This is a genomic window from Pseudomonas sp. LBUM1679 (genome assembly GCF_059695565.1).
The window spans coordinates 382,619-395,479 of record NZ_CP166774.1 but is presented as its reverse complement, the minus strand read 5'-3'; the positions used below and the strand labels follow the sequence as shown (position 1 = coordinate 395,479).

Annotated in this window: 10 protein-coding genes; 2 read left to right on the top strand and 8 right to left on the bottom strand. The window is 61.0% G+C overall.

The features are described 5' to 3' along the window. Positions 1-4 precede the first annotated feature (4 nt). The 5 genes from ACA062_RS01840 to ACA062_RS01820 are packed head-to-tail and all read right to left on the bottom strand — an operon-like array spanning position 5 to position 4,868. Positions 5-2,083, bottom strand: a complete 2,079-nt coding sequence (locus ACA062_RS01840) for a type IV pilus secretin PilQ (RefSeq protein ID WP_497454970.1) — start codon at positions 2,081-2,083, stop codon at positions 5-7. 13 nt (positions 2,084-2,096) lie between these two features. Next, positions 2,097-2,624: a pilus assembly protein PilP gene (locus ACA062_RS01835; protein ID WP_497454969.1), complete on the bottom strand. Its 528-nt coding sequence runs from the start codon at positions 2,622-2,624 to the stop codon at positions 2,097-2,099. Continuing rightward, positions 2,621-3,244 carry a type 4a pilus biogenesis protein PilO gene (gene pilO, locus ACA062_RS01830; RefSeq protein ID WP_497454968.1) on the bottom strand — a complete coding sequence of 208 codons (624 nt, stop codon included), beginning with the start codon at positions 3,242-3,244 and terminating at the stop codon, positions 2,621-2,623. Before pilO ends, ACA062_RS01835 begins: the two co-directional genes overlap by 4 nt. After that, positions 3,241-3,804 carry a PilN domain-containing protein gene (locus ACA062_RS01825; RefSeq protein ID WP_497454967.1) on the bottom strand — a complete coding sequence of 188 codons (564 nt, stop codon included), beginning with the start codon at positions 3,802-3,804 and terminating at the stop codon, positions 3,241-3,243. Before ACA062_RS01825 ends, pilO begins: the two co-directional genes overlap by 4 nt. Continuing rightward, on the bottom strand, positions 3,804-4,868 hold the full coding sequence (locus ACA062_RS01820; protein WP_497454966.1) for a pilus assembly protein PilM: 1,065 nt from the start codon (positions 4,866-4,868) through the stop codon (positions 3,804-3,806). Before ACA062_RS01820 ends, ACA062_RS01825 begins: the two co-directional genes overlap by 1 nt. A 215-nt stretch (positions 4,869-5,083) precedes the next feature. Between ACA062_RS01820 and ACA062_RS01815 the strand changes: the two genes are divergently transcribed. Then, on the top strand, positions 5,084-7,528 hold the full coding sequence (locus ACA062_RS01815) for a penicillin-binding protein 1A (RefSeq protein WP_497457348.1): 2,445 nt from the start codon (positions 5,084-5,086) through the stop codon (positions 7,526-7,528). 270 nt (positions 7,529-7,798) lie between these two features. Here the strand turns inward: ACA062_RS01815 and ACA062_RS01810 are convergent, their stop codons facing one another. From ACA062_RS01810 to rpmE, 3 genes are all read right to left on the bottom strand, one after another. After that, positions 7,799-9,067, bottom strand: a complete 1,269-nt coding sequence (locus tag ACA062_RS01810) for a malic enzyme-like NAD(P)-binding protein (RefSeq protein WP_030129218.1) — start codon at positions 9,065-9,067, stop codon at positions 7,799-7,801. Positions 9,068-9,249: 182 nt separating this feature from the next. Continuing rightward, positions 9,250-10,050: a thermonuclease family protein gene (locus ACA062_RS01805; RefSeq protein WP_497454965.1), complete on the bottom strand. Its 801-nt coding sequence runs from the start codon at positions 10,048-10,050 to the stop codon at positions 9,250-9,252. Between the two features lie 14 nt (positions 10,051-10,064). Further along, positions 10,065-10,298, bottom strand: coding sequence for a 50S ribosomal protein L31 (gene rpmE / locus ACA062_RS01800; RefSeq protein ID WP_028621753.1), 234 nt, complete (start codon positions 10,296-10,298; stop codon positions 10,065-10,067). A 290-nt stretch (positions 10,299-10,588) separates the two neighbouring features. Here rpmE and ACA062_RS01795 point away from each other — a divergent pair, with 290 nt between their 5' ends. Beyond that, a complete protein-coding gene (locus tag ACA062_RS01795) occupies positions 10,589-12,808 on the top strand; it encodes a primosomal protein N' (protein ID WP_497454964.1) in 2,220 nt (739 codons plus the stop codon). Positions 12,809-12,861 lie beyond the last annotated feature (53 nt).

Sequence of the window (12,861 nt, the reverse complement as noted above, 5' to 3'; positions counted from 1 at the left end):
AGAATCAATGACTCACAGCAATCGCCTGATTGTTCATGATACGCGGAGTGAGAAATACCAGCAGCTCGGATTTTTTCTCCGAAACCACGTCACGCCGGAAAAGGCGGCCAAGATACGGCACATCACCGAGAAATGGCACCTTATCTACAACCTTGCTCTGAGTATTTGAGAAAACCCCGCCGATCACGATGGTCTCGCCGTCATTGACCAGCACCTTGGCATTGACCTCGTTTTTCTTGATCGGCGGTACATCCTGGACTTTGTTCAAGTAGTCCGGCTCGTCCTTGGTGACCTTGACCTCCATGATGATCCGGTTGTCCGGGGTGATTTGCGGCGTTACCTCAAGGGACAGCGAGGCCTCCTTGAACGACACCGATGTGGCGCCGCTGGAACTGGCTTCCTGATAGGGAATTTCAGTGCCTTTGAGGATTTTCGCGGTTTCCTTGTCGGACGTGACCACCTTGGGCTGCGAGACGATTTCGCCGTTGCCGGTCTTCTCCATCGCAGTCAGCTCCAGGTCCAGCAACACATTGTCGGTGATGAACGCGATGCCCAGTCCCGAGGTGTTGCCGGCGGTGCCCATGTCGACAAACGGCGAGTTGGTGCTGGTACTGCCCGGCGTACCAATGGTGGTCGACGAGCCGTTGCTGACCCCGGACGTGTTCCAGTTGCCTTTGTTCTGCACCGAACCGCCCCAGCGCACACCGAGGCTTTTGTCGTAGTCGACATTGGCTTCGACGATTCGCGCCTCGATCATCACCTGCCGTACCGGAATATCCAGTTGCGCAACGATACGACGCAGCTCGTCAAGGCGGTCCTGGGTCTGGTAGGCAATGATGTTGTTGGTACGCTCATCGACCGTGATCGAGCCCCGTTCGTCGATTTTCGCTTCGGCACTGGTCACCGACTGGAACAGCTTGGCGATATCCGCGGCCTTGGCGTAATTGACCTGCAGCAGCTCGCGACGCAAAGGCGCCAGTTCGGCGATCTGCTTTTGCGATTCGAGCTCCTGGCGTTCGCGCGCAGCGATCTCATCGGCGGGCGCTACCAGCAGCACGTTGCCGATCTTGCGTTTATCCAGGCCTTTGGTTTTCAGCACCAGGTCCAGCGCCTGGTCCCACGGCACGTTCTGCAAACGCAGGGTGATGCCGCCCTGCACCGTGTCGCTGGCCACCAGGTTGAGGTTGGTGAAATCGGCGATCAGTTGCAGCACCGAGCGCACATCGATGTCCTGGAAATTCAGCGAGAGCTTTTCACCGGTGTAGGCGAAACGCTCTGCGTTGCGTTTTTGCAGGTCGTCGACGGTCATCGGCCGGATGCTGACCGTCAGCTTGTTGTCAGTCTGATAGGTCGAATAGTCAAAAGCGCCGCTGGGCTCGATGCTGATGGTGGCCCGATCGCCCGTGGCGCTGGCATTGACGAACTGCACTGGCGTGGCGAAATCCTTGACGTCCAGGCGTACCCGCAATGGCTCGGGCAGTTGTGTCCTGGCGAAACCGAGAATGATCTTGCCGTCGCGCTCCTGGATATCCGGGGCGATGGCGGGGTCCGACAGATCGATGACCACATTGCCTTCGCCCTGGGTGCCGCGCTGGAAATCCACGCCCCGGATGGCCTTGCCCACCGGCGCATACGTCCTGGCCGGGGCTGGCGTTGCAGTGGCAGCGCGAGGCGCATTGGCGGGCCGGGGCGCGGCCTTCGCGGCGCCTTGCCCGACCACCACGAACAGGGTGTTGCCTTCGACCCGCGCGTCATACGGGGTCAACTGAGTGAGGTTGATGATCAGCCGCGTGCGGTCCTTGGCCTCCACCACCGTGGCGCTGCGGGCATTGCCACCCCCCAGCTCACGATTCTTGCTCTTCAGCTGACTGACTACCCCGGGTAGATCCAGCGCAATCCGTGCCGGCGATTCCGTGGTGTAACCACGGGGCGTCGGGGGCGGTCCATCGAAGGACAACTTCAACTCGACGCGGTCTCCCGGTAACGCCGCGACATCCAGCGTCTTGAGGTTGGCCGCTAGTACCATCGGCGACAGCAGCGCTATCCATAGCGAAATACCGAGGGTGGAGAAAATCCTGTTCATTGTTCGAGTTCCACTATGAGTGCTCTTTCAAAGGAATGGTCCGCGGCCGCTCCAGCCAGGCGCCTTCGCCGTCCGGAACGATTTCGACCACATCGACCTGCGAGCCGCTGATGGCGACGATCCGTCCATCGTTACGTCCCAGGTAATCGCCGACTTTCAGCCGATGCACACCGCCCGCTCCGCGCAGCAGCGCAAAGGAACCCGTCGCATTGGAGAGGGTGCCGACCATTTCAAACTGCTCGATGTTGAAACCTTCGAGGTATTGCTTGACCCGACCAGGGTCGGGCTTGACGTTGCGCGAGCCGTGTTTCTGACCCGTCAGATCGACTCTGACCTGCCTGGAAAACGGGCTTCTCAGGTTGGCGGCGCTGTAGGTGAATGTCGGGTATGACTGGAATACCGGGGTGGGTTCAATCTTGCCCGGCGGCCGCAGGCGCACTTCGTTCATGTAGGCATCGAGGTCACTGACGTCATTGCCGCTGCCACAACCGGCCAGGCCGGCGATGATTACCATCATCGAGACACAACGAATCGGGCTCATTTTTGCAGCCCCTTGTCGTTGTAGCGGTAAGTCTTGGCCAGGATGCTCATGCGCAACCTCGACCCGACTTCGGGGTTGGCCGGCGCAATATCGAAGTCATGCAGGGTGACAATGCGTGGCAGTCCCGCTACGCCACTGACGAAGGTGGCCAGGTCATGGTAAGCACCGGTGGCGGTGATCTGGATCGGCAGCTCGATGTAGAACTGCCGGGAGGCCTCCGGCAACAACTTGATCTCTTCGAACTCCAGGCCACTGCCCAAGCCGGTGCGCGTGATGTCCTCCAGCAGGCCGGGCACCTCGGTGTCACTGGGCAATTGGCGCAGCAGCACGCCGAAAGAGTTCTCCATTTCCTTCATCTGCTGGGTATACAGCTCCAGATTCGCCGCCATGTGGGCTTTGCTGGCGAATTGCTCCTTGAGTGTCGACTCTTCCTCGCGCTTGAGGTCGAGGTGATCCTCCAGATCGCTGACGTAAAAGTTGTACCCCAGCGCCAGCACCAATACCATCAGCAGGGCACCCGCCAATGCCTTGATCGCCGGCGGCCAGGAGCCCATGTTGTTGGTATCCAGATCGTTGATATCGATCTTGCGCAGGCCTTCGAACCATTCGGACAGCCTCATTTGGCGCTCTCCACAGCCGGTTGAGTCTGACGAACAGTCAATTGAAAAACATTGGCCTGATCGAGCTGACCGGCGGTGGTCGCTTTGACTTCAGTGAGGTTGGGCGCATCGAACCAGTCGGACGCATCCAGATTGCGCATCAGGTCTGACACGCGATTGTTGGATTCTGCCGCGCCTGCAATGGACAGGGTTTTGCCGGTCATTTTCACTTCGGTGAAGTAAACGCCATCCGGCAAGGTACGCGCCAACTGATCGAAGATGCGCCCGCTGATGGGACGATTGCCTTGCAGGTCCTGGATGATGCGCATGCGCTCGACCAGTTGCTGGCGACGGGCCTTGAGGTCGCTGATCTGCTTGATCCGCTCATCGACCACGGCAATCTGCTTGCCGATGTAGTCGTTACGGGCGACTTGTCGATCGATGGCGCCGTTGATGACCTGGTCCGCAATCAGCACCGCCCCCACCGAACCCACCAGCACACCGACCAACGCCAGCAAAAAGCGCTTGCGACGTGTTTCACGCAGCTCCTCGCGCCAGGGTAAAAGATTGATCCGCGCCATCAGTCGAAACTCCTGAGGGCCAGCCCGCAGGCAATCATCAAGGCCGGGGCATCACTGGCCAGGGCACCGGCGTTGACCTTGCTGCTCAGGCTCATATCGGAGAAGGGATTGGCCACTTGTGTGGGAGTGCCCAGCCGCTGCTCGATCAACCGCTCCAGCCCCGAGACCGACGCGGTACCGCCGGCCAGCAGAATGTGATCGACCGCGTTGTACTGACCGGAGGCGAAGAAAAACTGTAACGAGCGGGACACCTGCTGCACCAGCGCATCGCGAAATGGCTGCAGCACCTCGCTGACGTAGTCGTCCGGCAGACCGCCCTGTTTCTTCGCCAGCCCCGCCTGCTCGAGGGTCAGCCCATATCGCCGCTGGATTTCTTCCGTCAGCTGACGACCGCCGAACAATTGCTCGCGGGTATAGATGATGCGCCCGTTATGCAGCACGCTCAGCGTGGTCATGGTGGCGCCGATGTCGACCACCGCCACCGTCAGCCCCTCCTGAGAGGCCGCCAGATGACGCGTCAGCAGGCCATACGACCGCTCCAGCGCGTAGGCCTCGACGTCGACTACCCGAGCGGTCAGGCCGGCCAGCGCCAAGGCGGCTTCACGGACTTCGACGTTCTCCTTGCGACAAGCCGCCAGCAGCACATTGACCCGCTCGGGGCTGCGCGCCGACACGCCCTGGACTTCAAAGTCGATGGCGACTTCGTCCAATGGATAAGGGATGTATTGATCGGCCTCGATCTTCAGCTGGTTTTCCATCTCGTCGTCGGAAAGGCCGGCATCCATCTCGATGGTCTTGGTGATCACTGCCGAACCGGCCACGGCCACGGCGACGTTCCTGAGGCTGGTCTTGGCCTTGAGCAGCACGCGTGCGAGGGCCTGACCCACGCCTTCGAGCTCGGCGATATTTTTCTCGACCACCGCACTGGGGGGCAGCGGCTCGACCGCATAGGCCTCGACCCGGTAGCGATCGCCCTGACGGCTCAGTTCCAGAAGCTTGACCGACGTGGAACTGATGTCGATCCCCAGCAGCGTATTGGCCTTTTTATTGAAGAGTCCTAGCACTAACAATTCCCTATGACTTTCCGTGAGTTACGGACTCCATAATACGCATTGCGTTCACACCACCCGTCTTGACAGCAGCGCAAATGACGCCCTCGACGGAAAAATGCTTATAATGCCCAGCGTTTTTTTCCACATTTACTTCAAGCGCGGGTCGTTCCCTGTTTACCTGAACCCTGAGCCTAATTCATTCTTTGCCTGGATATCCAAAAGCCTTGATTCGTCTGCTGAAATTTTTCGGGTGGTCCATCGTCGCCGTCTTCTGCGGACTGCTCCTTGGTCTGAGCGGCGCGTTTTTATACCTTAGCCCCGGATTGCCATCCGTGGAGGCACTGAGAAGCATTCAGTTGCAGATTCCATTGCGGGTGTATAGCAGCGACGACAAATTGATCGCGGAATTTGGCGAAATGCGCCGCACGCCGATCCGTTTCGCCGACATCCCGCCCAATTTCATCAATGCCTTGCTCAGCGCCGAAGACGACAATTTCGCCAACCACTACGGCGTCGATCCCGGCAGCCTGATGCGCGCCGCCACTCAGCTGATCAAGAGCGGACATATCCAGTCCGGCGGCAGCACCATCACTATGCAGGTTGCGAAGAATTTTTTCCTTACCAGCGAACGCAGTTTCTCGCGCAAGACCACCGAAATCCTCCTGGCCCTGCAGATCGAACGGCAACTGACCAAGGACGAAATCCTTGAGTTATACGTGAACAAAATCTACCTGGGCAACCGCGCCTACGGCATCGAGGCCGCGGCGCAAGTCTATTACGGCAAGTCGATCCGAGACGTCAGCCTGGCACAAATGGCGATGATCGCCGGCCTGCCCAAGGCGCCGTCGCGCTTCAATCCGCTGGCCAACCCCGCCCGCAGCAAAGAGCGTCGCGACTGGATCCTGGGGCGCATGTACAAGCTGGGCAAAATCACCGAAGCCGACTACACCACGGCGATCAACGAGCCGCTCAACGCCAGTTATCACGTACCGACTCCGGAGGTGAATGCGCCGTACATCGCGGAAATGGCCCGCGCCGAAATGGTCGGGCGCTATGGCAGCGATGCCTACACCGAAGGCTTTCGCGTGACCACCACGGTGCCGAGCAACCTGCAGGAAATGGCCAACACCGCGGTTCACGAAGGCTTGATGACCTACGATCAGCGTCATGGCTATCGTGGCCCCGAGTCACGCCTGCCGGGCAAGACCCGCGAGGCCTGGGCTACCGAACTGACTAAACAGCGCACCATCAGCAGCCTTGAGCCGGCCATCGTCATTCAGGTCGACAAGACCGGCCTGCAAGTGCTGACCCGCACCGGGGAAGAACACGTCGGCTGGGACACCATGAAATGGGCGCGTCCATTCTTGAACACCAACAGCATGGGCGCCAATCCGAAGCAGCCGTCGGATGTGGCTCATGTCGGCGACCTGGTTCGCGTCCAGCGCCAGCCCGACAACTCACTGAAGTTCAGCCAGATCCCGCAAGCCCAGGGCGCACTGGTGTCCCTCGACCCGCAGAACGGCGCCATTCGCTCGCTGGTCGGCGGCTTTGCGTTCGAGCAGAGCAACTACAACCGCGCTCTGCAGGCCAAGCGTCAACCGGGCTCGAGCTTCAAACCGTTCGTCTACAGCGCCGCACTGGATAACGGCTACACCGCCGCCAGCCTGGTGAACGACGCCCCGATCGTGTTTGTCGACGAATACCTGGACAAGGTCTGGCGCCCAAAGAACGACACCAACACCTTCCTCGGTCCGATCCGCATGCGTGAGGCGCTCTACAAGTCGCGCAACCTGGTGTCGATCCGCCTGCTGCAAGCGCTGGGCGTGGACCGCACCATCGACTACATCAGCAAGTTCGGCTTCAACAAACAGGACCTGCCGCGCAACCTGTCCCTGGCCCTGGGCACTGCCACCCTGACGCCCATGGAAATCGCCACCGGCTGGAGTACCTTCGCCAACGGCGGCTACAAGATCACCCCGTACATTATCGACAAGATCGAAAGCCGCAACGGCGACACGCTGTTCGTCGCCAACCCGCCAAGCGTTCCGAAAGGCGATGTGGTCAGCGCCGGTATCGCGGCCCCGGCCCCGGCTGCCGACGCTATCACCGTCAGCGCAACGCCAGGCGACACCCTGACTGCCCAGCCAGTGCCGCCAACCCCGGCCGTGGCCGAACGCATTGTCGATGGCCGCACCACGTTCATCCTCAACAGCATGCTTGAGGACGTCATCAAACGCGGCACCGGACGCCGCGCCCTGGCATTGGGGCGCAGCGACATTGCGGGCAAGACCGGCACCACCAACGAATCCAAGGACGCCTGGTTCTCCGGCTACAACGCTGACTACGTGACCACCGTCTGGACCGGCTTCGACCAGCCTGAAAGCCTGGGTCGCCGGGAGTTCGGCGGCACTGTCGCGCTGCCGATCTGGATGAGCTACATGGGCGCCGCGCTCAAGGACAAGCCGCCCCATACGCAGCGAGAACCGGAAGGCATCCTCAGCCTGCGCGTCGACCCGATCAGTGGCCGTGCAGCCTCCCCAGGCACGCCGGGCGCCTACTTCGAACTGTTCAAGGCCGAGGACACGCCACCGTCGGCCAACGAGCTGGGCAACGGCAATGCGCCGGGCAGCCCGCTGCCAGCGGATGAAGGGGCGCCGATCGATTTGTTCTGATTGGGTCGCTACACCAAAAAGCCCCGCCTTCGAGAGAAGCGCGGGGCTTTTTTTGCATTTGGATTTTTGGTGCAGACTGATTAGGCCCGTCGCCTGTCAGGTCGCCTTCGCTGGCAAGCCAGCTCCTACAGGGGATCTTAGGCGTGCAACGGCCCCCTGTAGGAGCTGGCTTGCCAGCGAAGAGGCCCGCACAAACACCACAAAAACCCACAGACAAAAAAAAGCCCCGACTCACAAGAGCCAGGGCTTTTTGCTTGATGCGACTACGGCTTAGCCGTTGAACACATCATCCACGCTTTTCAGCGGGTAGTTCTTCGGATACGGCAGGGTCGCCACACCGGTCTCGATCGCAGCCTTGGCCACGGCATCGGAGATCAGGGTGATCAGGCGAGCATCCATTGGTTTCGGAATGATGTACTCACGTCCGAATTCCAGCTTGATGCCGCCATAGGCGTCGCACACTTCCTGAGGCACTGGCAGCTTGGCCAGTTCACGCAGGGCATTGGCTGCAGCCACTTTCATTTCTTCGTTGATGCGCTTGGCGCGAACGTCCAGGGCACCGCGGAAGATGAACGGGAAGCCCAGTACGTTGTTGACCTGGTTCGGGTAGTCCGAACGGCCGGTGGCCATGATCACGTCGTCGCGGGTGGCATGCGCCAGTTCCGGGGAGATTTCCGGATCCGGGTTCGAGCACGCGAACACGATCGGGTTGGCCGCCATGGATTTCAGGCCTTCAGCGCTCAGCAGGTTCGGACCGGACAGGCCAACGAACACGTCGGCGCCTTCCAGCGCGTCAGCCAGGGTGCGTTTCTCGGTCGCATGAGCGAAGACAGCCTTGTACTGGTTCAGGTCGTCACGGCCGGAATGGATCACGCCGGTGCGGTCAACCATGTAGATGTTTTCGATGTTGGCGCCCATGCTCACCAGCAGTTTCATGCAGGAGATGGCGGCAGCACCGGCACCCAGGCAGACGATCTTGGCGTCAGCCAGGGTTTTGCCAGCGATTTCCAGGGCGTTGATCATGCCGGCCGCGGTAACGATCGCGGTGCCGTGCTGGTCATCGTGGAAGACCGGAATGTCGCACTGTTCGATCAGGGCGCGTTCGATCTCAAAGCACTCGGGGGCCTTGATGTCTTCCAGGTTGATGCCACCGAAAGTGATGGAGATGCGCTTGACGGTGTCGATGAAGGCTTGCGGGCTTTCGGAGTCGACTTCGATGTCGAAAACGTCGATGCCGGCGAAGCGCTTGAACAGCACGCCTTTACCTTCCATCACTGGCTTGGAAGCCAATGGGCCGAGGTTACCCAGGCCGAGAATCGCGGTGCCATCGGAAATGACTGCAACCAGGTTGCCCTTGCCGGTGTATTTGTAGGCCAGCTCAGGATCGCGGGCAATTTCGCGCACTGGTTCGGCTACGCCGGGGCTGTAGGCCAGCGACAGGTCGCGGGCGGTAGCGGTGGCCTTGGTGAGCTCGACACTCAGCTTACCTGGACGAGGATGGGCGTGATATTCGAGAGCGGCAGTTTTCAAATCAGACATGTGGGCATTCCGCTTTTACTGTTGGACAGACGGATCGCCGAGGATACGCGTGTCGCAAAGTCCCGACAAGACTGACCAGTCACCCCTGTCAAGCGGCCTGCCCTACGACTTTGGGCCAAGAGCCACGGAACACAAGGGATAGACTGTCCACAATCGACATAAAAAATGTCTACAATTTTTTATCAGGGTAGCGCTTGCAGCATCATCGGGTGGGTCAGCGGCAATAACCAGCGCGCCTGCCCGTCTTTGCGCCCACCACGGCGCGAACGATCCACTACCCAGCCACGCGCCTCGACCTGCTTGCCCTTGAGTCGCTCAAGCGCCGCGACATCGAACTGACCCAGCATATTGGGTGCAACGCGCAATACAACTGAATCCTGCAACTCGATCCAAACCCCGCCGCGATTGCGTTGAACCTTGCTCACTCGACCGCTGAGCACGGCAAAACCGGACGTGTTGATCTGCTCCGCTTTCAGTACCGGTGATTGTCGCCACACGCCAAGCCCGGCCTGACGGGCACTGCGCTCCGCGGCTTGCTGACAGGCGACCAGATCGACATTCGGCGCAACGGCCACCTGGAATCCCAGGCCCTCAGCAAGCATTTGCGCTTCGAGATTGGCGCCATCCGCGCCGTAGAGATGAGCCAGGGTACGGCCGTAGTTATCCTTGCTTTCCTTGCCTGGCAGCACTGCGAGCCGTCCGCCGCTGGCTGCAACCAGCGCTTCCAGGCGTTTGCGTGCCGTCACGGCAAACGGCTCGTCGGCACGGCCTTTCTTGCCCAGTTCCGGGGTATTCAAACCGATCATGCGCACACTGCGGCCGTCGCTCAGGCGCAGCGTGTCGCCATCCACCACCCGCTGCACCGCGACCGAGGCCAGGCCGTCCGGCGCCGGGCAGAAGGCCTGGGCAGCACATAGCCAAAACGCAGACACAAAAAAGGCGCCCGCAAGGGACGCCTTTTTCATCAGCAAGGTAAAGCCCATGGGGCTTTGTAACCTTACTCTGCCGCAGCAGGAGCCTTGGCTTTGCCAAACGCACCGAAACGGTCTGCGAAGCGCTGTACACGGCCGCCAGTATCCAGAGTCTTCTGCTTACCGGTGTAGAACGGGTGGCACTCGTTGCATACGTCAGTACCCAGTGGCTTGCACAGGTTCGAACGGGTTTCGAACTTGTTGCCGCAGCTGCAAGTTACTTCGATGGTTTCGTATGCTGGATGGATATCGGCTTTCATGGTGTATTCCTCAGGCTAGCGTGCCGCCACTCAACACCATTGTTGAATACCGCACGTAATTAGGCCGCGGATTCTACCAGAGGTTTCAAATCACGCAAGCTGTCCCTCTCACCGACCGTCTGCTAGGCTCCCGGTCCAATACGCGATCCCTTGTAGGAGCAAGCTTGCTCGCGATGACGGCGTGTCAGTCAACATTTATATCGTCTGGCACACCGCTATCGCGAGCAAGCTTGCTCCTACAAGGGATGTACGACCCCGCTTTTATAGCCTGTTGATCGAGATCCCCCCGCGTGCCCGACGCCATACTGCGCCTCGCCCTGCCCTCGCCCCTGCGCCGCCTGTTCGATTACCGTGCCCCGGCCGGCGTCCTGCGCGCCCAGTTGCATCCGGGCATGCGCCTGCGGGTGCCGTTCGGCCGACGGGAGATGATCGGGATTCTGGTGGAGATCACCGACACCAGCGAAGTCCCGGCAGAAAAGCTCAAGCCGGCCCTGGCCCTTCTCGACGCGACGCCGCCCCTGCCGCCAGCACTGTTCAAGCTGTGCTTGTGGACCTCCCAGTATTATCAACACAGCCTCGGCGATACCTTGAGCTGGGCGCTGCCGGTGTTGTTGCGCCAGGGCGAACTGGCCGAAGCGCGTCAGGAGCGCTTCTGGTCCGCCGCACCGGGCGCCAGCCTTGATGACCCACGTATCGCCCGCGCCCCGCGCCAGCGTGAGGCCCTGGCGACCCTGGCCCAGCATCCCCACGGCGTCGCCCATCAGTTGCTGAGCAAACTGATGTTGAGCAAGGACAGCCTCGACCTGTTGCTGGCCAAAGACCTGGTACAGGTGGAAATCCGCAGGCACGCCCCCGGTGCGCGCCACGAACGCTGGCTGGCGCAACCGGAGCTGCCGCTCAATCCCGAGCAGCGTGCGGCTTATGAAGCGATTCGCGCCGGTTTCGACAGTTATCACGCGTTTTTGCTGGCCGGCGTCACCGGCAGCGGCAAGACCGAAGTGTATCTGCAGCTCATTCGCGAAACCCTCGAAGCGGGCAAGCAAGCACTGGTACTGATCCCGGAGATCAACCTCGGCCCGCAGACCCTGGCGCGCTTCGAGCAGCGCTTCAATGCACGCATCGCGCTGATCCACTCGGCGGTCAATGATCGTGAGCGCCTGGACGCCTGGCTTGCCGCGCGGGACGGCGAGGCCGACATCATTATCGGCACCCGCTCGGCACTGTTCACCCCGATGAAGAACCCCGGCCTGATCATCATCGACGAAGAGCACGACAGCTCCTATAAACAGCAGGAGGGCCTGCGCTATCACGCTCGAGACCTGGCGTTGGTGCGTGCACGGCAGGAAAACATTCCGATTGTCCTCGGCTCCGCCACGCCGTCACTGGAAAGCCTGCACAACGCCTACACCGGTCGGTACGGACTCCTGCGCCTGAATGAACGCGCCGGTGGCGCCAAGCAACCGCGCTTTCTGCGTCTGGACGTGAAAAGTCGCCCCCTGGACAGCGGCATTTCCGGGCCGATGCAGCAGGCCATCGGCCAGACGCTGGCGGCGGGTCAGCAGGTGTTGGTTTTTCTCAACCGCCGCGGTTTTGCGCCGACGCTGCTGTGTCACGACTGCGGCTGGATGTCCGAGTGCCAACGCTGCGATGCACGGATGACCGTGCACCAGCGCTCCGGCGAGTTGCGCTGCCACCATTGCGGCTACGTCGAACGCGTGCCCCGGCATTGCCCCAAGTGCGGCAAAGTCGACCTGCGCCCTGTAGGTGCCGGCACCGAGCGCGCCGAGGAACGACTGGCGATTTTGTTCCCCGACGTCCCGGTGCTGCGGGTCGACCGCGACAGCACTTCACGCAAGGACGCGATGAACCAGCTGTTCGCCACGATCCAGAAAGGCCATCCATGCATTCTGGTGGGCACGCAGATGCTTGCCAAAGGGCACCACTTCCCACGGGTGACCCTGGTGTCGATACTCGATGCCGATGGCGGCCTGTTCTCCGGCGACTTCCGCGCCAGCGAACGCATGGCCCAGCTGATCGTCCAGGTCGCAGGCCGCGCGGGCCGGGCTGAAGAGCCGGGCAAGGTGATCATTCAAACCCACCTTGCAGACCATCCGCTGCTGGTGCAATTGACCGAACAGGGTTATTTCGCGTTTGCCGAACAGGCCTTGAGCGAACGTCGCTCGGCGGGTCTACCACCGTTTGCGCACTTGGCGCTGCTGCGGGCCGAAGCGCACAAGCCCGGGCAGGCCGAAGGGTTTCTCGATGAAGCGTGCAGCGAGGCCGAGCGTTTGCTGGCTGAACAGAATCTGAGCGGGATTGAGTTGCTCGGGCCGGTGCCGGCACCGATGGAACGGCGGGCCGGGCGTTATCGGGCGCAGTTGTTGCTGCAAGCGACAGCCCGGGCGCCGCTGCATCGACTATTAAGCAGCTGGCTGCTGGTGTTGGAGCAGATGCCGAGTGGGCGGGCGGTACGCTGGTCGCTGGATGTCGATCCTGTGGATTTGTATTGATTCCAAGATCAACTTTGAACCTGTAGGAGCGAGCTTGCTCGCGATGAGCCGGA